Origin of the sequence: Lacticaseibacillus sp. 866-1 (genome assembly GCF_016861825.1) — a bacterium.
Taxonomy (GTDB): Bacteria; Bacillota; Bacilli; order Lactobacillales; family Lactobacillaceae; genus Lacticaseibacillus.
Genome location: NZ_BOLU01000017.1, coordinates 32832 through 55287, shown reverse-complemented (window position 1 = coordinate 55287; position 22456 = coordinate 32832). Strand labels below are relative to the sequence as shown.

Annotated in this window: 21 protein-coding genes and 1 pseudogene; 12 read left to right on the top strand and 10 right to left on the bottom strand. The window is 54.7% G+C overall.

The genetic code is table 11. The features are described from left to right. Positions 1 to 115: 115 nt before the first annotated feature. From JUE30_RS06795 to JUE30_RS06765, 7 genes and pseudogenes are all read left to right on the top strand, one after another. Positions 116 to 952 carry a PRD domain-containing protein gene (locus JUE30_RS06795; protein WP_203624197.1) on the top strand — a complete coding sequence of 279 codons (837 nt, stop codon included), beginning with the start codon at positions 116 to 118 and terminating at the stop codon, positions 950 to 952. Positions 953 to 1052: 100 nt separating this feature from the next. Further along, positions 1053 to 2507 carry a PTS transporter subunit EIIC gene (locus JUE30_RS06790; RefSeq protein WP_203624196.1) on the top strand — a complete coding sequence of 485 codons (1455 nt, stop codon included), beginning with the start codon at positions 1053 to 1055 and terminating at the stop codon, positions 2505 to 2507. Between the two features lie 29 nt (positions 2508 to 2536). Then, the gene (locus JUE30_RS06785; protein WP_203624195.1) at positions 2537 to 4006 is read left to right on the top strand and encodes a glycoside hydrolase family 1 protein; all 1470 of its coding nucleotides are present in this window, start codon (positions 2537 to 2539) and stop codon (positions 4004 to 4006) included. Continuing rightward, complete coding sequence (locus JUE30_RS06780; protein WP_203624194.1) at positions 4007 to 5491, top strand: glycoside hydrolase family 1 protein; 1485 nt, start codon at positions 4007 to 4009, stop codon at positions 5489 to 5491. A 206-nt stretch (positions 5492 to 5697) separates the two neighbouring features. Beyond that, on the top strand, positions 5698 to 8064 hold the full coding sequence (locus JUE30_RS06775) for a phosphoketolase (protein WP_203624193.1): 2367 nt from the start codon (positions 5698 to 5700) through the stop codon (positions 8062 to 8064). A gap of 176 nt (positions 8065 to 8240) precedes the next feature. Further along, positions 8241 to 9695: pseudogene (locus tag JUE30_RS06770) on the top strand (glycoside hydrolase family 1 protein). 184 nt (positions 9696 to 9879) lie between these two features. Then, complete coding sequence (locus JUE30_RS06765; protein ID WP_203624192.1) at positions 9880 to 10407, top strand: TetR/AcrR family transcriptional regulator; 528 nt, start codon at positions 9880 to 9882, stop codon at positions 10405 to 10407. Between the two features lie 78 nt (positions 10408 to 10485). On the opposite strand, the gene JUE30_RS06760 is transcribed toward JUE30_RS06765, so the two are convergent. From JUE30_RS06760 to JUE30_RS06740, 5 genes are all read right to left on the bottom strand, one after another. Then, positions 10486 to 11517 carry a hypothetical protein gene (locus JUE30_RS06760; protein WP_203624191.1) on the bottom strand — a complete coding sequence of 344 codons (1032 nt, stop codon included), beginning with the start codon at positions 11515 to 11517 and terminating at the stop codon, positions 10486 to 10488. Between the two features lie 461 nt (positions 11518 to 11978). Then, positions 11979 to 12560, bottom strand: coding sequence for a hypothetical protein (locus tag JUE30_RS06755; protein ID WP_203624190.1), 582 nt, complete (start codon positions 12558 to 12560; stop codon positions 11979 to 11981). A gap of 164 nt (positions 12561 to 12724) precedes the next feature. Then, entirely contained in the window at positions 12725 to 13273 is a 549-nt protein-coding gene (locus tag JUE30_RS06750; RefSeq protein ID WP_203624189.1) for a ferritin-like domain-containing protein, read from the bottom strand. Positions 13274 to 13285: 12 nt separating this feature from the next. Then, positions 13286 to 13519: a heavy-metal-associated domain-containing protein gene (locus JUE30_RS06745; protein WP_125757636.1), complete on the bottom strand. Its 234-nt coding sequence runs from the start codon at positions 13517 to 13519 to the stop codon at positions 13286 to 13288. 48 nt (positions 13520 to 13567) lie between these two features. Continuing rightward, entirely contained in the window at positions 13568 to 15490 is a 1923-nt protein-coding gene (locus JUE30_RS06740; RefSeq protein WP_203624188.1) for a heavy metal translocating P-type ATPase, read from the bottom strand. A 243-nt stretch (positions 15491 to 15733) separates the two neighbouring features. Here JUE30_RS06740 and JUE30_RS06735 point away from each other — a divergent pair, with 243 nt between their 5' ends. Further along, positions 15734 to 16390 (top strand): MarR family transcriptional regulator, encoded by a 657-nt coding sequence (locus JUE30_RS06735; RefSeq protein WP_203624187.1) that lies wholly within the window; start codon positions 15734 to 15736, stop codon positions 16388 to 16390. A 74-nt stretch (positions 16391 to 16464) separates the two neighbouring features. Here the strand turns inward: JUE30_RS06735 and JUE30_RS06730 are convergent, their stop codons facing one another. Continuing rightward, positions 16465 to 16806 carry a cupin domain-containing protein gene (locus JUE30_RS06730; RefSeq protein WP_203624186.1) on the bottom strand — a complete coding sequence of 114 codons (342 nt, stop codon included), beginning with the start codon at positions 16804 to 16806 and terminating at the stop codon, positions 16465 to 16467. After that, a complete protein-coding gene (locus JUE30_RS06725) occupies positions 16803 to 17126 on the bottom strand; it encodes a cupin domain-containing protein (RefSeq protein ID WP_203624185.1) in 324 nt (107 codons plus the stop codon). Before JUE30_RS06725 ends, JUE30_RS06730 begins: the two co-directional genes overlap by 4 nt. A 189-nt stretch (positions 17127 to 17315) precedes the next feature. On the opposite strand from JUE30_RS06725, the gene JUE30_RS06720 reads away from it, so the two are divergent. Next, entirely contained in the window at positions 17316 to 17777 is a 462-nt protein-coding gene (locus JUE30_RS06720; protein ID WP_203624184.1) for a hypothetical protein, read from the top strand. A gap of 75 nt (positions 17778 to 17852) precedes the next feature. Here JUE30_RS06720 and JUE30_RS06715 read toward each other — a convergent pair whose 3' ends face one another. Continuing rightward, positions 17853 to 19391, bottom strand: coding sequence for a multicopper oxidase family protein (locus JUE30_RS06715; RefSeq protein WP_203624183.1), 1539 nt, complete (start codon positions 19389 to 19391; stop codon positions 17853 to 17855). A 134-nt stretch (positions 19392 to 19525) separates the two neighbouring features. On the opposite strand from JUE30_RS06715, the gene JUE30_RS06710 reads away from it, so the two are divergent. From JUE30_RS06710 to JUE30_RS06700, 3 genes are all read left to right on the top strand, one after another. Then, complete coding sequence (locus JUE30_RS06710; protein WP_203624182.1) at positions 19526 to 19702, top strand: hypothetical protein; 177 nt, start codon at positions 19526 to 19528, stop codon at positions 19700 to 19702. An 87-nt stretch (positions 19703 to 19789) separates the two neighbouring features. Further along, the gene (locus JUE30_RS06705) at positions 19790 to 20920 is read left to right on the top strand and encodes an Mbeg1-like protein (protein ID WP_203624181.1); all 1131 of its coding nucleotides are present in this window, start codon (positions 19790 to 19792) and stop codon (positions 20918 to 20920) included. Further along, complete coding sequence (locus JUE30_RS06700) at positions 20907 to 21398, top strand: GNAT family N-acetyltransferase (protein ID WP_203624180.1); 492 nt, start codon at positions 20907 to 20909, stop codon at positions 21396 to 21398. The genes JUE30_RS06705 and JUE30_RS06700 overlap by 14 nt, the downstream gene beginning before the upstream one ends. 97 nt (positions 21399 to 21495) lie before the next feature. On the opposite strand, the gene JUE30_RS06695 is transcribed toward JUE30_RS06700, so the two are convergent. Together JUE30_RS06695 and JUE30_RS06690 are read right to left on the bottom strand one after the other, a co-directional pair. After that, the gene (locus tag JUE30_RS06695; RefSeq protein WP_203624179.1) at positions 21496 to 22047 is read right to left on the bottom strand and encodes an AAA family ATPase; all 552 of its coding nucleotides are present in this window, start codon (positions 22045 to 22047) and stop codon (positions 21496 to 21498) included. A gap of 64 nt (positions 22048 to 22111) precedes the next feature. Continuing rightward, positions 22112 to 22426 carry a helix-turn-helix domain-containing protein gene (locus JUE30_RS06690; protein WP_203624178.1) on the bottom strand — a complete coding sequence of 105 codons (315 nt, stop codon included), beginning with the start codon at positions 22424 to 22426 and terminating at the stop codon, positions 22112 to 22114. Positions 22427 to 22456 lie beyond the last annotated feature (30 nt).

Genomic DNA, 22456 nt, shown 5'->3' with positions numbered 1-22456 from the left:
TGCTTGTGAGTGTTAATCTGAGAGTGGGTCATGAAGATTCCTGCTTTCTTGTCTGGTTGCACTAACAAGAATAGGTCTTCATGGCCTTTTTGGTCTAGTCGCTAAGGTGTTGCACTTGAATTGTAAACTGGGGAAGAAAATCAACAACAATGTCGCGGTCTGTTTGGACAACGAGAATCATGAGCTCATCGCGATTGGCCGTGGCCTTGGTTTCCCGGAGATGCCATATGAGATTACAGACCTCTCTTCAATAAGACGGACTTTCTACAACGTCGATTCGATGTACGTGGGTCTTGCCAAGGAGATTCCTGAGGACATCATCGATGCCTCCGCTGAAGTCGTCGATATGATCCGAATGAACGTCAACGTGCCAATCAGTTCCAACCTAGTCTTTACCCTGGCCGACCACATCCACTTTGCCATTCAGCGCCGCAAAACCGGCATGGTGATTGCCGCCCCGATGCGGTACGACATCGAGAACCTCTACTCAGACGAGTACGAGTTAGGCGAAAAGGCCCTGGCTATCTTCAATAAACGGCTAAAAGCTCATCTACCCACCGAAGAGGCCAGTAACTTGGCGCTTCACATTATCAATGCCAAAAACATGTCGGAAGCGCCGCTCAAAAACGAGGAGAACAGTGATCTGATATCCGAAATTACCGACATCATCGCGGGGTTCTTCTCACTCTACATCGACAAGCACGACTTCAATTATTCAAGGTTTGTCACCCATATGCAGTACTTGCTTAAACGAGAAACGCAAGGCAAATCACTCAACACAGATAACCAGCAAATGTACGCAGATGCGCGTAAGAATTATCCGAAGGTCGCCGAATGCGTGGACCAAATTGCCGAGTATCTCCAGCAGCAGCGCGGCTTCACCCTTGAGGATGAAGAGAAATTATACTTAATGATGCATGTTAATCGACTTTGTGCAAAAGAAGGCTTGTAACCTACGCGGGCATTACCCTTCAACAGCAAGGCGCAGACACGACCAGTCTACGTCCGCTTGTTGAAGGGTTTTTCATTGGAAAAAATAGGAGGAAATAACCATGGCAAAGAAACAGAAATACGAAGATATTGCCCAAAATATCGTTGGGCTATTGGGTGGTAAGGACAACATCGTCTTCTTCACCCACTGCGTCACCCGGCTGCGCTTCAACGTGAAAGACAAGACCCTGGTCAATCAGGACGCCATCGAAAACCTTGATAAAGTGATCGGTGCCCAGTGGTCCGGGGAACAGTTTCAAGCCATTGTTGGCCAAGATGTCGGCACTGCCTACAACGAGGTCTTAGCAGATAACGACCTCAAAGGCGACGGTGAAGTCCCTGCTGATGATGACGATGCGCCAAAGAAGAAGTTCTCATTCAACAATGTGCTCGACGCGATCGCCGGCAGCATTATCCCACTGATCCCCGTTTCGATTGGTGGTGGGATGGTCAAGGTTCTCCTGCTGGTTCTGACCATGGCGGGGGTCCTCACGACGAAGAGTCCCTCATATACTGTCCTAAACTTTATCGGTGATGCAACATTCTACTTCATGCCTGTCTTTGTTGGTGCGACCGCGGCGAAGAAGTTCGGTGCTAACCAAGGATTGGGCATGTTCCTCGGCGCAATGCTTATTCATCCCAATTTTGTAAGCGCCGTCACTGCGGGCAAAGCCCTGTCACTGATGGGCATCCCAATTTACAGCGCAACATACGGCAACATGATCTTCCCAAGTATTCTAGCCGTGTTCGTGATGTCTTACGTTGAGCGTTTCTTCACGCGCTGGACCCCTGATTCACTGAAGTCGCTGATTGTACCGTTCTTCACCATTTTGGTGATGGCACCCATCACTTTGTGGGTACTGGCTCCAGCTGGCGCGTTCTTGGGCACTTACCTGACCAAGGCGGTTCTCGGGATCTACAACACCATTGGGTTTGTCGGCGTTGGTCTACTAGCATCACTAATGCCTTGGCTAGTCATGACCGGCATGCATACTGCTTTGGGCCCTTATGCACTCCAGACTTTCGCGACAGTCGGTTATGAACCAATTGTGTTCATTTCCAGCTTCATAAATAACCTTGACCAGGGCGCTGCATCTCTGGCAGTGGGCGTCAAGACGCGCCACAATGAGAAGCTTCGTTCAACCGCATTTTCTTGCGCGGTCACTGCGATTCTTGCTGGTGTTACTGAGCCCGCTATGTTCGGGATCAATTTGAAACTGAAGAAGCCTATGTACGGCGCAATGGTTGGTAGCTTCTTCGGTGGTGCGTTTGCAGGATTGATGGGAGTTAAGGCCTATGCTATGGCTGGTAGTGCGGGTTTGCTTGGCACCCCCATATTCATTGGTCAAACCATCATGAGCTTCGTTTGGGCTTTGGTCGGCATGACCATTGGCATGGTTATTACCTTTATCGCAACAATGATTCTTTACAATGAGCCAGCCAGTGATAAGGAAACGACCACTTCAACTGATAAGACAAAAGACAATGCTTCAGCTGTACACGTTAAACAAGCTTAATTCGTCGTCTAGAAAAGGAGCACACACACATGGCAGAATTTCCAAAAGGTTTCTTCTGGGGCGGTGCCACTGCCGCTAATCAATTTGAAGGTGGTTGGAACGAGGATGGGAAGGGTCCCGCGACTGAAGACTATCTCACCACAGGGACCAAGACCGAAGATCGTAAATTCGTGAAGCCAATCGATGACAAGTACATCTATCCGTCACACAAAGGGTCTGACTTCTACCACCACTACAAGGAGGACATCAAGCTCTTGGCAGGCGCAGGCCTGAAGATGTTTCGAATGTCGATCGCTTGGTCGCGCATTTTCCCAATGGGCGATGAGAACCAACCAAACCCTGAAGGAATCGCCTTTTATCGCAATGTTTTTACTGAGCTTCAGAAATACGGCATCGAGCCTCTTGTGACCCTATCGCATTACGAGACGCCTTACGGACTGGCGGAAAAATACGATGGCTGGTACAACCGCAAGGTCATCGACTTCTATGTGCACTACGTTAATACCGTGATGTCTGAATATAAGGGTCTGGTTCACTACTGGTTAACGTTCAACGAGATCAACGCGATGACGATGCCAGGTGGTGGGTACTTCGACGGTGGCATTCTGTCAATTGCCGGCGGCCATGGGATACTCCCAGATTTTGAGGAAACCGCAAAAGATAAGAGTAAGCGTTACACCGCGCTGCACAACCAGTTTCTTGCCAGTGCCCGTGTCGTGAATCTCGGACACGCCATCGATCCGGAAAACAAGATTGGCTGCATGATTGCCGGACTAACTTCTTATCCCCTCACGCCAAAGCCTGAGGACATGTTGGCTTGGCAACAACAGCTGCAAACCGGCCTGTTCTTCTGTCCTGATGTACAAGCCAACGGTGCTTATCCGTACTACATGAAACGGTTCTTTCGCGACAATGGAATCGCAATTGAAACGCAACCGAGCGATGATCAGATTCTGAAGAATGGCACCGTCGATTTCGTAACCTTCAGCTACTACGCCACCGGATGTGTCACTACTGACAAGAGCAAAGGGCATGACGGTGCCGCTGGAGCGTTTGGGGCCCCGAACCCCTACCTGAAGGAAAGTCAGTGGGGCTGGCCGATCGATCCAATGGGCCTGCGTTTCTTCCTTAATGAGTTTTACCGGCGCTATCAAAAGCCTCTCATGGTCACCGAAAATGGGCTAGGTGCCGAAGACACGTTGACGCCTGACGGTAAAATCCACGACCCTTACCGCATCAACTACATGAAGCAACACGTTGAGGCCATGGCGGATGCAATCACCGACGGGGTGGATCTGATTGGCTACATGCCATGGGGCATCATCGACCTCACCGCTGCAAGCACCGGGCAGATGAGTAAACGTTACGGCATCATTTATGTCGACGCTGATGACAACGCCCAAGGGACCTACGACCGGTATAAGAAAGACTCTTACTTCTGGTACCAGAAGTGCACCAAGTCAAACGGCACAGATTTAACCATTCAGGAGGCAAAATAAATGGCATTCAACAAAGATTTTCTATGGGGCGGCGCGACCGCAGCGAACCAGGTCGAAGGCGGCTTTGATGCTGATGGTAAAGGCCTAAGCACTTCGGATGTGATGACTGCAGGCTCAAACAAACAGCCTCGCCACATCACTTGGATCAATCGAGAAACGGGTGAAACTGGCTATTCTGAATTGGGCTTTGGGGGTAAGCGAGTTGCTCCCGAAGGCGCCGAGCCGGCGATTCTGCCAGGTGAATTTTACCCCAGCCACGTGGCTTCCGATTTCTACCACCACTACAAGGAAGACATTGCCCTGATGGCGGAAATGGGCTTCAAAACCTTCCGTATGAGTATCAACTGGTCCCGCATCTTTCCGAACGGCGATGACGAAACCCCAAATGAAGCTGGGCTGGAATTTTACGACCACGTTTTTGACGAACTCAACGCCCATCACATCGAGCCCCTCGTCACGTTGTCCCACTATGAGACGCCGCTGCACCTTGCCATCAAGTACAACGGCTGGGCAAGCCGTGATCTGATCGACTTCTACGTGAAGTATGCCACCACTGTGTTCAAGCGCTACACCGGTAAAGTTCGCTACTGGCTGACCTTTAACGAAATCAACTGCATGGACATGATGCCGTTTGTTGCCGGTGGGCTGATTGACGGCAGTGCGCAAAACCGGGCCCAAGGGGCACACAACCAGTTCGTTGCTTCTGCCCTCGCCGTTAAGGCAGGACACGAAATCGATTCCAATTACCGCATTGGCCAGATGCTGGCCTACAGTCAGTTTTACCCGCTAACCGCAGATCCAGCGGATCAGCTGAAAGCCCTCAAGGCGATGGACGACAACCTTTTCTATTCAGATGTGCAAACTGGTGGTCACTACCCCGCTTCGCGCCTGGCCAGTTACCAGCGGCAAGGTATTAAGTTGGATGACCGGCCTGAAGACTATGACCTACTGGCTAAATACCCGGCGGACTTCCTTAGCTTTTCTTGCTATACCTCGAATGTCTTGACCACTCACGAAGACGAAGCGGAGACTGGCGGTAACCTGATGCAAGGTGTGAAGAACCCATACCTGACAACTTCCGACTGGGGCTGGGCAAATGATCCTGACGTGCTGAGAATGGCGCTGAACACCTTGTATGACCGTTACCGCAAGCCGCTGTGGATCGTTGAAAACGGCCTCGGCGCGCTCGACAAGGTCGAAGCTGACGGTAAGATCCACGATGACTACCGCATCGATTATCTGCAGCAAAACATAAAGTCAATGCGCGATGCGGTAACGCTAGATGGCATTGATCTGATGGGCTACACCAGCTGGGTCTGCATCGATCTAGTCTCTGCCGGAACAGGCGAGATGCGGAAGCGGTATGGCTATATCTATGTTGACCAGAACGATGAGGGAACCGGTTCGCTGAAGCGACTACGGAAGGACTCTTTCTACTGGTACAAGAAAGTCATTGCGTCTAACGGTGAAGATCTCAGCAAGTAATGACATCACGATTAACTCGATCCGTCAATGAAATACTAGTAAGGCCCAACGGCGATAATATCGCTGCTGGGCCTTTTCGGTTGCCATCAGCAATCTATCCACCTGAAATACTTGACGACATTTTAAGCATAATTAAGCAGTTTTAAGCATTCCCGCGTCACTCGTGCTATACTTAAGTCATTAAGTCATAGAAAGTAGGGATCTGAATGTCCGAAGTCGATTACTCTTCCAAAGAATATTTTGACAAGCTCACCGCGTACTGGCGGGCCGCAAACTATGTCTCCGTGGGCCAACTGTACCTGCGCGACAACCCGCTGCTGAAGCGGCCGCTGGCGTCCAGCGACGTGAAAGTGAACCCGCTGGGCCACTGGGGCACCATCGCCAGTCAGAACTTCATTTACGCGCACCTCAACCGCCTGATCAACAAGTACGACCTGAACATGTTTTACATTGAAGGCCCAGGTCACGGTGGTCAGGTCATGATTTCGAACGCCTACCTCGACGGCACCTACACCGAGACCTACCCGAACATCACCCAAGACGAAAAAGGCATGAAGATTCTCTTCAAGCGCTTCTCGTTCCCTGGTGGTGCCGCCAGTCACGCCAACGCGCAGATCCCCGGTTCCATTCACGAAGGCGGCGAACTCGGCTACGCGCTGAGCCACGCCACCGGCGCGATTCTCGATAACCCGGACGTGATTGCGGCCACCGTCATCGGCGACGGCGAAAGTGAAACCGGCCCTCTTGCAGCCAGCTGGTTCTCCAACACGTTCATCAACCCAATTACCGATGGCGCGGTTTTGCCGATCATCAACATGAACGGATTCAAGATCTCCAACCCGACCATCCTGTCCCGCAAGACGGACGAAGAGCTGACCGAATACTACGGCGGCATGGGCTGGAAGCCTTACTTCGTCGAAGGCGACGACCCGGACAAGCTGAACCCCGAGATGGCGCAGGTCTTTGACACCGCCATTGAGGAAATCAAGGCCATCCAAAAGCACGCCCGTGAGACCGGCGACACCACGATGCCGCACTGGCCGGTGGTCATCGTCCGCACGCCAAAAGGCTGGACCGGCCCGAAGAGCTGGGATGGCGATAAAATCGAAGGCTCGTTCCGTGCCCACCAGATCCCGATCCCGGTATCCCGCGACCACATGGAACACGCTGACGCCCTGACCGCCTGGCTCAAGTCCTACAAGCCTGAGGAACTGTTTGACGACAACGGTGTCTTGAAGCCGGAACTCAAGGCGATGGCTCCGACCGGCACCAAGCGCATGGCGGACAACCCAATCACCAACATGGGCAACCACACCAAGCCGCTGGTCCTGCCTGACTTCCACCAGTACGCCCTCGACAACACCGAGCGCGGCAAAAATGTGCGCCAGGATATGCTGATCTGGTCTGATTACCTGCGCGACCTCATCAAGCTGAACCCGGATAACTTCCGCGTCTTCGGCCCTGACGAAACCATGTCGAACCGTCTGTACGGCTTGTTCGACACGACCAACCGTCAGTGGTTAGAACGCATTTCCGATAACGGCTCCGACGAGGACATGAACGCGTCCGGCCGGATCATCGACTCCCAGCTGTCTGAGCACCAGGCGGAAGGCTTCCTTGAAGGCTACACGCTCACCGGTCGCCACGGCGTGTTCACGTCCTACGAGGCGTTTCTGCGCGTCGTGGACTCCATGCTGACCCAGTACTTCAAGTGGATCCGCGAAGCCGCCGACGAGCCGTGGCACCGCCCGTATCCGTCACTGAACGTCGTCTCCACTTCGACCTCGTTCCAGCAGGACCACAACGGCTACACGCACCAAGACCCAGGCATTTTGACTCACCTGGCCGAAAAGAAAGGCGAATTCATTCGCGAGTACTTGCCGGCCGACGCCAACTCCCTGCTGGCCATCTCCCCAAAGGTCTTTAGCAGCGAAAACACCATCAACCTGCTGATCACTTCCAAGCAGCCGCGGCCGCAGTTCTACTCCATCGAAGAAGCGACGGTCCTGGCCAATAATGGCCTGAAGCGCATCGACTGGGCGTCTAACGACGATGGCGTAGAACCGGATGTCGTGCTCGCCGCAGCCGGTACCGAGCCGAACCTGGAAAGCCTCGCTGCCATCACCCTGCTGCACGATCAGTTCCCTGACCTCAAGATCCGCTTCGTCAACGTACTGGATCTTCTGAAGCTGAAGAAGGACGATCCACGCGGCCTGAGCGACGAAGAATTCGACTCGTACTTCACCAAGGACAAGCCAGTCTTCTTCCAGTTCCACGGCTTTGAAGATCTGATTAAGGACATCTTCTTCGATCGCCACAATCACAATCTGTTCGTTCACGGCTACCGCGAGGAAGGTGCCATCACGACGCCGTTCGACATGCGGGTCCTGAACCAGCTCGACCGCTTCCACCTGGCCAAGGACGTCGTTGAACACGTCCCAGGTTACGCGGCAAAAGGCGCGGCGTTCGTTCAGAAGATGGATGACACCCTGCAGTACCACTACGATTACATCCGCGATACCGGTGAAGACCTCCCAGAAGTCCAAAACTGGGTATGGAAACCGATCAAGTAAGGCATTCAACATCAGTTTGAGAAACGTGTAGTCCCCAGTCGGACTGCACGTTTTTTCTTTTGCCTACCCAGGTCATTATGTTTCACGTGGAACGCGACGGTACCCGCTGCAGTCCTGTATAATAAACGATGGATGCGGTTTCACCGTATCATGCTGAATGAAAGAAGGAATCATATATGAGTTTTCCCAAAAACTTTCTCTGGGGCGGTGCCACAGCTGCTAACCAACTTGAAGGGGCATACGACATCGACGGGCGCGGGCCGTCAATCGACGACATCGCACCAGGCGGCAAGGACCGCATGAAAATCATCAAGAGTCCCGATTTTGACTGGCAGCCCAACCCCAAGTACACGTACCCGAACCACGAAGGCATCGACTTTTACCACCACTACAAAGAAGACATCGCGCTGTTCGCAGAGATGGGCTTCAAGGCCTACCGCTTCTCCATCAGCTGGAGCCGGATTTTTCCGCAAGGCGATGAGGAGCAGCCCAACGAAAAGGGCCTGACCTTCTACCAAAATGTCATCGACGAGTGCCTGAAGTACGGCATTGAGCCAGTCATCACCATTTCCCACTACGAACTGCCCCTGTATCTCGCCGAGCACTACGGCGGCTGGAAGAACAAACAGCTAATCGGCTTTTTCAAGCACTATGCCGACACCGTGATTGACCGCTTCGGCGACCAGGTCAAATACTGGCTGACGTTCAACGAAATCAACTCGGCGGCCAGCTTTCCCTTCTCCAGCCAAGGCATGATCGCCAAGACCGGGGCTGACGACAAGCGCAATGTCTATCAGGCTTGGCACAACCAGTTCGTCGGCTCAGCTTACGCGGTCAAGGCGGCGCACGAGAAGAACCCTGACAGCCAGGTCGGCAACATGATCGTCTACGCCACCAATTACGCGTACGACGCCAACCCGGTCAACTAGCTGGCCGCGCTGAAGTTCGACCAAGGCTTCAACTACTACACCACCGATGTGCAAGTCCGCGGCGAATACCCGGCCTACAGTGAGTCGCTGTATAAACAGTACGGCTTCACCGGCGCCGACCTCGACCGCACGCCGGAGGAGCTCGCCCTGCTCAAAAAGTACCACGTCGACTTCCTGTCTTTCTCCTACTACATGTCTAGCGTCACTGAAGTCACCGGCAAAGTGAACGAAAAAACCGCTGGCAACATCCTGGGCGGCCTCAAAAACCCGTTCTTGAAGGAAAGCGAATGGGGCTGGCAGATCGATCCAGTCGGCCTGCGCGTTGGACTAAACCGGCTCTACGACCGTTACCAGGTCCCGCTGTTCATCGTCGAAAACGGCCTCGGTGCTGCCGACACGGTGGAACCCGATGGCAAGATCAACGACGATTACCGCATCGATTACCTGAAGTCACACATCGAAGCAATCCAGGGCGCAATCGACGACGGTGTCCCCGTCATGGGCTACACCCCATGGGGCTGCATCGACCTGGTTTCCCTTTCAACTGGCGAAATGAGCAAGCGCTACGGCTTTATCTACGTTGACATGGATGACCAGGGCCACGGCACCCTCGCCCGCTCCAAGAAGAAATCTTTCTACTGGTACAAGCAGGTAATTGCATCAAACGGTGTTGACTTGAGCACTGATCACCTTGACTACTAAAACGCGTTTTTTCAATTGATAAAGCGCGTGGTTTAGCGATTTCACTAGGAAAAAGAATGTGTGAGTCATGAAAAACAGGCAGTTAACGACAACTTTTCAACCCATGTCATCAACTAACAACAAGCGTGCCACAGCAAATGGTCGTCTGCCCACGAAGCAACGCATTTTGAATGAGCTAAAGTTGATGATTCTGGAAATGGATTACAACAAAATCACCGTGAAAGCACTGACTGGGCGTCTCGGCATTAACCGCAAAACGTTTTACCTGTACTACCCCACGCTGCACGATCTGTTCCTAACCTTGCAAGATGAGATCTTTCACCAGATGCTGAAAGGGACAAAGCAGCACCTGATGCGGCGCAACTCGGTAGATGAGTATTTCCTGACCCAGGAATTCACGGCTATCATTGCCTCTGATCCCCCACTGCAAAAAAAGCTGATCTGTGATCCAAGTTACGCCTGGATTTATGAAGGCGTGCGCCGCCGCTACGTGATTGCCATCAAGGACGACATCAAGCGGCTAAACGGTGGTCAGGATCTGTGCGCCGAAATCACTGCCAATTTTATCATCAACAGTATTTTCTATACTTATCGCACCTGGCTCAGTTCAGAATCCGCGATTACGCAGGAAGAACTCGCGACGATCATCTCAGACCTCATCCACAAAGGCGTGGACAGCACGCTCCAAACTACGACAACTGCACACGCCTGACCTGTGTCGTCCCACTAGGTGCCAAAAAGACCCTTTCCAAAAATGGGAAGGGTCTTTAGTTTGGCCAACCCCCAGTAATCAGCGCACTGGAACGATGGTTGGCAGATCAAGCGCGTAGACCACACCAGCTTTGGCGCTAACCACTTGTGGAATCGCGTTAATCGACGGGGCTGTGCTGGTCACAAAGGATTCATCCAGCGGCATCAAGCCATCGATCCGCGCATCCAGGGTGCTCGGCAGCCCTTCAATATGGATCAAGTTGGTGATGTCCGGCTCAGGGTTTTTATCGTCACAAATCTTATGAACGTAACGCAGCGTCACTTTTTTCTGACCATTGATGATGCCACTCATCTCGAAGCGGTGACCACTAATGGTTCCTTTCTTAGCGATCCCATTCACAAATTTAAGGTCCTCAGGGGCCGTAAATAACTCGTGGGTACTGTCGACCCGATCGAATTTAAGCCCGAGCCGATCACCAATCTCATACACCGCGCCAACATAATACCGAGTGATAATATCTTTCAGCATATCTGACGGGAAGGTGGTAGGATCACCGCCGTAATTAAAGACCTTGACCCAGGCCGCCGTGTTTTCCTGATCGTCTTCGCCGCTTTGGACCAAAATGTTATCGACCCGGCCCATGAGCCCAGCCAAGACCGTTGGCAGATATGACGCATAGGCGCCTGGCAGCAGTCCCGTAGGCAAAAATGAGACGTGATGGTCTTTGGCACATTGATCAAGCCGCGCGTAATTTTTGGGGTCAAGGATCTGCATATAATACAGCGGGATCGTGGTGATCACATTCTTGCCGGCGGTCAGTGGGATCATCATGTCATCAATACTGGGATCGTACACATTCCCCTCGCCGCGCCGTAGCGGGACGTAGGCGAGTACCACATCAGCATCCAGTTTGACCGCGCCGTTAATATCATCAGTGACTTGCACGCCCGTCTTGGGAAAGCCAAACACCTCACCGGCATCTTGCCCAACCTTGGCCGGATCAGAATCAACCGCGGCAACAAGTTGCAGGCTTTCTTTGCTTTGAATCATCCTAATCGCAGCCCGACCAACATTCCCCAAGCCCCAAACAATCACTTTGAATTTAGCCATGTTTAAGTCCCTCCAAATTTTTGCTTTCCCGGAACGTCTGTTATAAAAGATTATATTGTGATAATAAATATGACGATCGGTTGGCTCCTTTCCAAAAAGACTGCGCTTTCTAATTATTATCTACCACCTCTAGTCTATGCACCCGACTATTGAAAAACAATTACCACAACTCCGAATATGGTAAGTCGCTGACCAGGTCCTTTAGACAAAATCCCTGAAGCTGATTGGTTTGGTTAACCGACCAAAAAGCGCGTTTTTTCAAACGTTAAGAGCCGGTGTATCAACGTTTCTTTTTTTGCGTGTTTTTAGGGTGCCGTGCCAAATTGCGTTTTTTCCTTGATTGTAGGCTGTTATATCAGGGTTTACGTGATTTTTGAGCGAACTTCTGGCAGCCTTGGTTAAGTCATTGATCTCACACAAAAACACCCACTTTCGGATTTACCAAAAGTGAGTGCTTTTCGTTAGCCTTGCTTCGCCCATGCTTCGGCGTCTGCGTAAACCTTGGCGACCTTGTCTTTTTGGTCAACGCCCAGCAGATCCTGGCTAATTGTGCCGCCGTCCTGAGTGCGCGTGTACGCCATCCAGCGGTACGGCAGGCGTAAGTCTTTGACATCGGCCGGATCGATCTTCAGGTCAGTGCCTGGAATCGCCGGAGTCAGCTTGTCGGCCTCGTAAATCGACAGCATATCGGCGATGCGCCACTCGCCATCGCGTTTTTCTACGCGGTAGATCAGGCGCATGAACTCTTCGAGGACAACCTCAACGCCGTGCAGCTGCTCCCAGTAGTCGGAGAGGTTCGGCATTTCGACGTAGGCGCGTGTGGCGCTCAGCTGGTGGACCACCGGCGTCGACGCGCGGGTGATGATCGTGCTGTTCATCTCGGCTGTACCCTTGCCGATAAATGAGCTGATGGGCCCGCTTTGCCAGCTGGTGTGCACGGTAGCGTCCGGCCAGTAAACGCTGGTCAGCGCGTCGTTAGCCCCGCGAACCCGGTACTGGCGCTCTGCGGCAACAACTTGTTCGATTGCGGTAATGTCATCCATATTGATCATGCCTTTCTATTTAGGTGTAATTGCAACTTAACTGGAGACCAGCTTAACACCCTGGCAATAAAATACAAGAAGAAAATAAATAACTGCCCGGCGCCGAGAACAGCTCGGCACAAGGCAGTTATTTTAGAGGTGGCATAGGTTGACGTTAATATAGGCTAATCTTCATCATCATCGTCGTCCACTTCGACGAGGTCCTCCCAGGCCGTTTTGCCCAGAAAACTCTGCAACCTGCGAACGGCCTGGTTATTCTCACCGCGCAACTTCGTGAGGTAAGCCGCCATGGCTGGGCGTTCCTCACGCTCGGCGAGCTTGATGGCGCGGTCGACGTACATATCCTCAGTGGTGAAGTCCTTGGCGGTTTGGGCGACCATGTTGGCCGCAGTGTCGTACTTCAGGCGGCCGTCTTCCTGCAGCCCGGTGTACTGCGCAAACTCAGCGGTGGTGCTGGGCACAATCTGGTTTTCATCCAGCAACACCTCACCCAGCTCGTCGATCTGCCGACGGTTCTGCGCAATCAGCTGCTGGTAAAAATCAGCAACGGCCAGGCTTTGCTCGCCTTTGACGTACCAGGCGACCTGGTGCAGCTTGACGTTCATCACGAACAAGTTGGCGACAATGTGGCCGGTCATAGCCCCGGCGGTCGGCTTGTGGTGATCCAAGTCTGCTTGCTTCACTTCTACTGCGTATTGTTCATCGATTGTCATGAAATGTTCCCCCTACTCATTGTCCTTCACGCGCACTTTTTTGACTTCGTAGCCCAGCTTGGTGACTACGTCCGACAACTGGTCGGCTGAGGTCTGGCTGTCGTCAAAGTCGGCCTTCACCTTGCCAGCATTGAAGAGCACTTTGACGTTGGAAACGCCGGGCTGCTGCTTTACGGCCCCTTCAATCTTGGTCAAGCAAGACGGGCAGGTCAGCTGATCCAGTTGCATTGTGATTTTTTTACTCATTTGAAAGACTCCCTTTCGCTTATTTACAACTACATTCTATCGAGTTGCTCACTTGGCGGAATTGACCGCGGTCAAGTTCGCGACATTTTCTGAGATTTTTTTGTCGTCATGCTTGCCGTAGTTGATCAGGCGCATCGCGTTGAAAATGACGACCAGGATAGAGGCTTCGTGAACGAACATGCCGCTAGCCATGTAGATGAAGCCGGCGATCAGGCCCAGCAGCAGGAAGGCGACCACAGCGATGGAGATGAAGATATTCTCACGGGTGTTCAGCACCGTCTTCTTGGCCAGCTTGTAAGCGTGGTCCAAAGCCGCAAAGCTGGACTGCATCAAGACAATGTCAGAGGTTTCAATCGCAACGTCGGTGCCTGAGCCCATTGCGATGCCGATGTCAGCGGTCGCCAGCGACGGACTGTCGTTGATGCCATCCCCAACGAAGGCGACGGTGCGGCCTTCGTCTTCAAACTGCTTCACATAAGTGACTTTGTCCTGGGGCAGCAAGTCGGCGTGGACCTCATCGATCCCCAGCTGGTTCGCGACGTAATTGGCGGTTTGCGTGTTATCACCGGTCAGCATGACCAGGTGCTTGGCCCCGGCCTTTTTCAGCTCGGCTAACTCGTCCTTGAGACCCTCGCGAATGGTGTCCGCGATGGCGTAAATTGCCGCGACCTTCGCATCGATGGCCACAATGACGATCGAACTGCCGGTCGCCTGGAACTGGCTCAGCGTCTCGGCCTGTTCGGCAGAGAGCTGGACGTCATGCGCCTCAAGCAGCTTGCGGTTGCCGGCGCATACGGTGTGACCCGCGACGGTAGCCGTAATGCCTTGGCCCTTGATGGTGCTGCTGTTTTCGATCGCCAAAGCCTTGTAATCCAGGTGCGCATCATCTGCGGCCTGGGTCAGCGCACGGCCCAGCGGGTGGTCGGAAAGCGCCTCGACGGCGGCGGTCAGCTGCAGCGCCTGATTGGCGTCTGGACCGTAAACTTTGCTGTCGGCCAGCGCGGTTTTGCCCGTCGTCAGCGTGCCGGTTTTATCAAAAACAAACGTGTCGACTTTCGAGAAGGTATCCATTGCAGACCCGCCCTTGACGAGAATGCCGCGCTTGGCGCCATTGCCGATGCCGGCAACGTTGGAAACCGGCGCGCCGATGACCAAAGCCCCAGGGCACCCAAGCACCAGGACCGTGATGGCAAGCTTGAAGTCGCGAGAGACCAGGCCGACTATCAGCGCGATGACCAGCACCGCGGGGGTGTAATACTTGGCGAAGCGGTCGATGAACTTCTCGGCGTGGGACTTGGTGTCTTGCGCGTCTTCGACCAATTCGATGATCTTGGCAAACGTCGTGTCGTCCCCGACCTTGGTCGCCTTGATCTTCACGTACCCGTCGCTGAGCAGCGTGCCAGAGAATACTTTGTCCCCAGCGTTCTTGGTGACGGCGCGCGACTCGCCGGTCACGGCAGCTTCATCGGCGTACCCTTGCCCGTCGACGATTTCCCCGTCGACTGGGATCGAGCCACCGGTTTTGACTTGGACCACGTCGCCGACATCGAGGTCATCAACGTCGACCTCTTCGATCGTCCCGTCATCGTGGATCAGTTCCGCGCTGGTCGGCGCCATTTCGGTCAGACTCTTAATCGACTGGCGCGTCTTGGCGAGGGTTTTCTGTTCCAGGAAGTTCCCGAACAGGAAGAGGAACGTGACAATCGCGCTTTCGTTGTACTCACCGATGATGAACGCCCCGATCACCGCGATGGTGACCAGCAGTTCAATGCTGATGACCTTCACGCGCAACGCCTGGTAGGCATGCAGGAAAATCGGAACGCCGGCGACGATCGACGCTGTCGCCAGGGTGATCGTGTAAACCAGCGGTGCATTCAGCAGGTATTTGCCTGCGTACCCCAGCACGATGAGGATCGCCGAAACGGCGGTCAGCTGCGTCGTGTGTTTTTCGATCCATAGTTGAAATTTCATATTTTCCACTCTCCTTGTAGGCGGCCTTTTCGACGCCTGCCGAATGACCTTTCCTGATTGACAAGTTCAGCTTAAGGCCGAACGGAAAAATCCGACTTGACCGGCATCAAGTTCGCGGAAAAAAAGCCGAAAATCTTTTTTAGTTATCTTTTGTTGACAAAAACTAACTAAGGGATTAAACTCTTTTCGTTAGTTAGTCTATATGTGTGACTAGCTAAATAAAATCCTTGGAGGTAATCGCTCATGACCCAAGATACCCAACAATTGCTCAGACTCTTTGGTCGCCTGTTCACGCAGCGCGGCTTTGCGCAAAGCGCGATGTGGACGCTGCATTCTGACCACCGCGAAGGAGCCGCCCCGCGAGGCCAGCTGCGCGTGCTGCGGCTGATTGCGCAGCACGACCGCCTGACCAACGCCGACATCGTTGAGGCGCTCGACATCCGGCCCAGCTCCGCCAGCGCCATGGTGGCAAAGCTCGAGGACGCCGGCCTGGTCTCCCGCACCCCCTCTGATGAAGACGGCCGCGTGCAGCTGATTTCACTCACCGATGATGGCAAAACTTTTATTGAAAGTGCCCGCGACGACAAGGACCAGCTGGCAGATAAAATGTTTGCCGGCCTGACCGCGGAAGAACAGGCGCAGCTGACCGGCTTGATGTTAAAGCTTATCGGCAGCTTGGAAAATGGCGACCAGGACGAGGCCGTTGACGCCTACTTTGAAAAGCTCGGCCAGTTTGGGCCGCGCCGCCACCACGGCCATCACGGCTACCGGCAGGAATGGGGCGGCGGTCTCCGCCGCGGCTTTGGCGGCTATGATGGCCGGCCTGAGTTTGGCGGCCGTCCTCACGGTCCTCAAGGCGGTGGGCCTGGCTTGCACCCTGACGATCAGGCCGACAACTAAACGTACCAGCGTACAAAAAGGGGCGCTACTCTCACGTGGAGTAGCGCCCTTTTGGTCACGGCAAAGCGGTTCACTCAAGACCGGGCCGGTTTCACAACGGTCAGCAGCATTTGAAACCCCTCCTTGGCATACAGAGAGTGGCGCTGCCCGGCGGGGATCACAATGGTCTGACCAGCCGCCACCGTGTATGTCTGATCGGCAATGGTGATCTCCGCCACACCGCTTAAGACATTCACCATGGCATCGCCAGCGGCTTCGTGGCCACCGATTTCTTCGCCGGTGCCCACCGCAAACAGGGTCAACGTCAAATCGGGCCGCTGGACCAGCGTACGACTGGTGACTTCATCATCGGCTAAATCGATCAACTGCTTGAGATCGACGACAGTGGCCTGCGGAATTTTATCGATATATGTCATTGACGAACCTCGCTTTCAATCTGCATAAACTTACACGGCTGCTCAGCGCTCAACGCATGAGCTGTGCCAGCTGGGACTACCAGCATTGTCCCGGGTTCGACAGTGGTCCGGTGATCCGTAAAAATGACGGTCAGCTCCCCCTCCAGGCACTGCAAAAGGCGTGTCCGACTGGCGGTTTCGGTGCTGATTGTTTCGCCTGCCGCCATCGCGTAAACGGCTAGCGGCAAGGTGATGCCCAGGCGGCGCGACAGTGAGCGACTGGCAATTTGGTGGTTGCGATACGGGACCAAGGTCGTCAGGTCAAGCTTAGTTTCTGCCATCGTGTTACCTCCACTATTCATTACATTAATCATAACCCAGCACGCTCTAAAATTGATACCGTGAGAAGGCCTGGACTAGTGGCCACCCCAGCACCAAGGCGAATCAGTTGCCCGACCAGATGCCCAGTCATACACAAACCACAAGACTAACCAGCAGCCACTCACCGGGCTGGAAGGGAGGCTATCGACATGTATACCTACACTAAGCAACAGTTGTTCTTCACCGCTGAAATGTGTCTGGGCATGGGGTCGCTCATGAGCGGCCTCAACATCCTTTTCCAGCTGGGCTTTACTGCAGCCGCCTTGACCACATTTCTCAGCGGCTGGGCGCCCACCATCTTAGTCGCCTTCGCGTGGAATCTGGCAGTTGCCGCGCCGGTTACCAACCTGCTGATCAGCGTATTCGCCACCACCCAGCAGCAGAGCCTTGATCCCGACCGGGCGCAACAAATTCACCAGTGGGCAACTATTCTCATCATGTGCCTGAGCATGTCGACCTGGGGCCTGGTGACTGCCGGCGTGCTGCCAGGCCTCCCTGTATCAGCCCTGCTTTTCACTTGGGTGCGCTCCTTCGCCTTGGCCTACATCATTCGCGGCCTGGTCGTGCGGCCCGTAGCCACCGCGTTGTTGCATCGCGTATTTCCCGGGTGATAGAAAAAGTGGTCCAGCACCACGCAAAATGCGTGTGAGTTGAACCACTTCGCTATTTCCCGGGAAAAGATCAGACTACATCTTCATGCCCATTTTCTTGTATGAATCCATGCCGGCCATCCACATGGTGTCCGGATCGACGCCGCGCTCCTTGGCGAAGGCCTGCGTTAAGGTCTCCATATCCATGAGTTTGTACTTTGGCATCGGCTTGTTTGGATCATAGGTCTGAATTTGCGCCATCATGCCGCCGTCTTCGTGCTCGATGATGTGGCAGTGATACATGTAGACGCCTGGCAGATCGAACCGCACAAGCAGGCGAACGGTCTCGCCTGGGTTGACGCCGACGGTATCCTTGTAGCCGTGCTCATTCGGGTAAGGCGCGCCGCCATTGCGCGAAATGACCAGGAACTGCGTGCCATGCACGTGGAACGGGTGAACCATGCCGCCGTTCATCGAGTTGGTGTTGGTGACATCCCAGTACTGCGCCAGACCAATTGGCTGAGTGGCATCGATGCGCTGCATGTTGAACTTCTTGCCGTCGATGGCAACCTGCTCATCCATCCCCGACATGACGATCTTGCGAACCGGCGTGGTTGGCAGCACTTCAGGCGCGTGAATGTCGATCAGGTGATCCGGCAGCACGCTGTTATCTGGCTTAAAGGCGTGAACGCGGAACTTCACGATCGGTACATCGTCGGAGAACAGGGTGACCGTGTCGCCTTCCTTATAGTTCTTAAAGTCGACAATGATCTCTGCCCGCTCGGCGCAGGTCAGCATCAGGTGGGTCAGCTGCACCGGCTCCGGGAGCAAGCTGGAGTCGCTGGCGATCTGGGTGAATTGCAGATCATCGGAAAAATGCAACCGCCATTCGCGCCGGTTGGCCCCATCAAGGATGCGCAGGCGCAGCTTTTGTGTGGTGACATCGAAGACCGGGTTGACGGTGCCGTTGATCATCGCCGTTGGGCCCTGAACGCCATCCGGATCGTAATCGGCGTGGTAGTCCCACTGATTATTTTCGTGGAAGCGACGGTCTTGCAGGACCAGCGGAATGTCGTCAACGCCGTAAGTCCGCGGCAGCGGCAGGCTGGCCTCGTGCTGATCGCGCACCAGCACCATCGCAGCCAGGCCATGCCAGACTTGCTCAGCGGTCGACGGACACGGGTGCGCGTGCAGCCAGGTCGTCGCGGCCGGCTGATCCAGCGTGAAGTCGATTTCCTTGCTTTCGCCCGGATAAACCGGCGCGTGGCAGCCGCCGTCAACGTACGGGCCGGACACGGACAGGCCGTGCCAGTGGAACGTGGTCAACTCATCGAGCGAGTTTTTCAAGGTGACATGAATGTGCTTGCCCACTTCAAAGGCCAGCGTCGTGCCCAGCAGTGGGGCGTTGTAGCCCCAGGTCTTGGTTTTGGCACCAGGCAGGATCTGGGTCTCGCCCTTTTGCGCTTCCAGGGTATACCAGGCGTCGGTGTCAGTCTCTTTGTCGGGCTTCAGCAGCGGCGGAATTGCCAGCTGGGACTCCGGCGCGTCCGCGACTTCCAGCGGCACATAGCCGCCATCGTGGGTGTTGTACGCCGGTTCATCGAAAAAGTAATCATCATACACATGCTGTGTCATAATCTTTCCCCTTTCATTACTGGCAAGGAAATTGTGCCTCACCTAAGTCCGATTCCATTTTAACACGCTTCCACGCCAAAAACAGTGTAGAATAGAATCGTTATAAATAGTGGATAGATCTGGAGGGGTGTAAAATGTCTAAGCTGTTTACTTGGTTAATGTTTGCCGCCAATGCGGTCCTCGTGTGGATGGTCTTCGGGACCAACATCAGCATGAACATGGTCAACATGGAACACGCTATGTGGCTCATGGCCATCATCATGCTGGCTGATTCAATCATGTCGCTTTACATGATGTACCGCAAGAAATAAGTATTTAGGCCGGGCGTGGCTTCGGCCTTTTCATTTGCCAAAAATTACTTCACACGTATGGCATAATAAGCACAGGAGGTGAGCCAGATGCCCAACATGCTAGATTATGCGCGAAGTTATGCGCAGGAACCGTTCAGCGCCGTGCCGCTGGGGCCGATCGACGGCGTGCTATTGTCGCAGCTGGCTTACTTTGATTTTGCCCGATTACCAGTGACCAGCGGCACGCTCCACGCGCTGCGCAAAAGTGCCGACCTGAAGGCCTTGACCGAGCACACCTGGCGGCCGGCTGAGAACCTCGCGCTACTCAAGCTGATGACCCACGCGCCGCGCTATCAGACGATTGCCTGGCACGATCAGGTCGCCCAGCTCGACGTCGAGGCGCAAAAGCAGTTCTCAGCGCTGACGCTCACCCTACTGCACGGCCAGTTTATCGCCTTTCGCGGCACCCGAGCGGACTTTGTCGACTGGAAGGAAGACTTTAACATGGCTTACATGCAGGCCATTCCCTCCCAAAAGGCCGCGCTGGCCTATTTTCAGCGCATCGCCGCCACCTATCCCGGGCCATATTTCCTAGGCGGGCATTCCAAGGGTGGGACGCTGGCGACCTACGCCTTTGCCGAAGCCCCCGGCGCGCTGCAGGACCAGGTGCAGGCCGCGTTCAACGCCGACGGGCCGGGTATCGGTAAGCCGGTGCCGACCGCGCTTGCGCCGCGCGTCCACAAGCTGGTGCCGCAAACCAGCCTGATTGGCACGCTCTTTGACCCCGACTCCGGCTTTTCCGTGGTGCAAAGCCGCGCCCATGGTTTCCGCCAGCACGATCCTTTTTCCTGGGAAGTTGCCGGGGAAGACTTCGCCTCGCTGCCAAAAACCGACTTGCTCTCGCAGCTGGCGCAGGACACCATCGCGAACTGGACCGCCAGCCTGTCTGATGAAACTAAGCAGGCCTGCCTGGATGCTGCATACGCGCTGGTGACGCGCACCGATGCGACAAGCTTTGCCGAGCTCAAGCGCAACTGGCCGCAAAACGCCAAAATTATTTTCTCAGGACTCAGACACGGCGATCCTATGGCGCACCAGCAGTGGCAGTTGGCGATTGGGCAGCTGATCATCGCCCTGCGCGCAAGCCTGCCCAAGCCGCACCTGCCGGCGGTCGATTGGCCCTGGACCAGCACGGATTCACCGCAAGAAAAGGAGAACTCTTCAAATGATCAACATTAGAACCGCCACCGAAGCCGATATGGCCACCGTTTGGCAAATTGAAACCGGCGAGATGGATGAAACCAAAACGCCGCACATGATGCAGCCGGATGAGTACGAGGGGTTTAAAACTGACCTGTTGCACCATGCCGCGCTGACGCTGGTCGCCTGCAATGAGGCCGGTCAGGTCTGCGGCTACATCACGTGCCACGTCGCCGGCCCCTACCCCAGCATGCGCCGCCAGTGGGTCGCCGGTCTCGCCGTCAGCAAGCAGGCTCAAGGCCAAGGGGTTGGCCGGGCGCTGATCGAAGCGGTCAAAACGGCCGCAGCAACACAAGCCATCGGGAAAATCAGCTTCCGCGTTCTTGCCAGTAACACGGCCGCCATCGGCTTTTACGAGCATCTGGGCATGACCCAGGAAGCCCACCACCGCCGCGAGTTTTGGCTCGCCGAGCAGTGGCAGGACGAATATCAGTACGCGCTGTACGTGGGCGCGTAAGCAAACAGCGCCGAGCCGATGCTCAGCGCTGCTTTTGTCTGCCTGCTCAGGGTGTTTCACGTGGAACAGCAGCGATCAGTGCCCACGCCCTGCGCCTTTAGTCGGCTTCACGCCCGCGCCGGGACAACTCAGTCAGCTCACCGATGAGGGCCGACTTGCCGCTGGTACTTTGAATGATGCGGATATCGGTCTGTGCTGGGGCAGTCGCCAGCAGCGCGGCCAGGCGTGGTTCAACCGCCTTGCGAAAAGTCAGCGCGTAAGTTAAAAAATCCAGGTAATCGCGGTCCAAATGTTCCTGAAACCCTGGCGCCATGTCTGGGCGCGTCGCCGGGTTGCGGTGAAAAGCCAGTGAGCGGCGCATCAGTCGCACCGGGGCCACCAGGCTTGGGACTCGCAGCCACACCACCAGATAGGCTTGGGCCAGCCGCAAGGGGACGGTGCTGGTGAAGTTGCCATCGATCAACCAGTCGCGATGCGTCGCCATGAATCGCGTCTGCTCGGCAATGAATCGCTGCTTGGCCGCAGCGGAGTAATCCATCGCGTGCCACACCCGGTCCAACGCCAACAGTGGCCAGCCGGTCTGGCGGGCCAGTTGCCGCGCCAGCGTCGATTTGCCACTGCCTGGTGCCCCAATCAGCATCACTTTCATTGCCTCGCCCCCACTAAAAAGTCGCGGCATGCTCAAAGCGCACCGCGACTTCATTATCGCCTTTTTAATCCATAGACTGCAACAAGGCCAACAGGGCCGCTGACACTTCCTGACGCTTCGCCTCTGGCAAAGTCTTGAGGTAGTTCAGCAGGGCCAGCGTGTTAACGTCCGCAAACTGGTCGCCCACAAAAAAGTCCGCCAGTTGCAGCCCCAAGGCTTCACCGATTTCCGTTAACTTTTTAATGCTGATGTTATCCACGTCGCCGCGTTCCACTCGGGACAGCAGACTGACCGAAACGCCAGCCTTCTCCGCTAGTTGTTCGATCGTCAAGCCGAGCTTTTTGCGTTGCGCGCGCACCAGTCGACTAATATTTTTCAATCGCCGCTCAGCTCCTATTCACACTTAACT

Bases quoted from the DNA above. Each gene is read 5' to 3' on its own strand.
- JUE30_RS06790 (WP_203624196.1), top strand. From the start codon at position 1,053: ATGGCAAAGAAACAGAAATACGAAGATATTGCCCAAAATATCGTTGGG.
- JUE30_RS06785 (WP_203624195.1), top strand. From the start codon at position 2,537: ATGGCAGAATTTCCAAAAGGTTTCTTCTGGGGCGGTGCCACTGCCGCT.
- JUE30_RS06780 (WP_203624194.1), top strand. From the start codon at position 4,007: ATGGCATTCAACAAAGATTTTCTATGGGGCGGCGCGACCGCAGCGAAC.
- JUE30_RS06775 (WP_203624193.1), top strand. From the start codon at position 5,698: ATGTCCGAAGTCGATTACTCTTCCAAAGAATATTTTGACAAGCTCACC.
- JUE30_RS06765 (WP_203624192.1), top strand. From the start codon at position 9,880: ATGATTCTGGAAATGGATTACAACAAAATCACCGTGAAAGCACTGACT.
- JUE30_RS06760 (WP_203624191.1), bottom strand. From the start codon at position 11,517: ATGGCTAAATTCAAAGTGATTGTTTGGGGCTTGGGGAATGTTGGTCGG.
- JUE30_RS06755 (WP_203624190.1), bottom strand. From the start codon at position 12,560: ATGGATGACATTACCGCAATCGAACAAGTTGTTGCCGCAGAGCGCCAG.
- JUE30_RS06750 (WP_203624189.1), bottom strand. From the start codon at position 13,273: ATGACAATCGATGAACAATACGCAGTAGAAGTGAAGCAAGCAGACTTG.
- JUE30_RS06745 (WP_125757636.1), bottom strand. From the start codon at position 13,519: ATGAGTAAAAAAATCACAATGCAACTGGATCAGCTGACCTGCCCGTCT.
- JUE30_RS06740 (WP_203624188.1), bottom strand. From the start codon at position 15,490: ATGAAATTTCAACTATGGATCGAAAAACACACGACGCAGCTGACCGCC.
- JUE30_RS06735 (WP_203624187.1), top strand. From the start codon at position 15,734: ATGACCCAAGATACCCAACAATTGCTCAGACTCTTTGGTCGCCTGTTC.
- JUE30_RS06730 (WP_203624186.1), bottom strand. From the start codon at position 16,806: ATGACATATATCGATAAAATTCCGCAGGCCACTGTCGTCGATCTCAAG.
- JUE30_RS06725 (WP_203624185.1), bottom strand. From the start codon at position 17,126: ATGGCAGAAACTAAGCTTGACCTGACGACCTTGGTCCCGTATCGCAAC.
- JUE30_RS06720 (WP_203624184.1), top strand. From the start codon at position 17,316: ATGTATACCTACACTAAGCAACAGTTGTTCTTCACCGCTGAAATGTGT.
- JUE30_RS06715 (WP_203624183.1), bottom strand. From the start codon at position 19,391: ATGACACAGCATGTGTATGATGATTACTTTTTCGATGAACCGGCGTAC.
- JUE30_RS06710 (WP_203624182.1), top strand. From the start codon at position 19,526: ATGTCTAAGCTGTTTACTTGGTTAATGTTTGCCGCCAATGCGGTCCTC.
- JUE30_RS06705 (WP_203624181.1), top strand. From the start codon at position 19,790: ATGCCCAACATGCTAGATTATGCGCGAAGTTATGCGCAGGAACCGTTC.
- JUE30_RS06700 (WP_203624180.1), top strand. From the start codon at position 20,907: ATGATCAACATTAGAACCGCCACCGAAGCCGATATGGCCACCGTTTGG.
- JUE30_RS06695 (WP_203624179.1), bottom strand. From the start codon at position 22,047: ATGAAAGTGATGCTGATTGGGGCACCAGGCAGTGGCAAATCGACGCTG.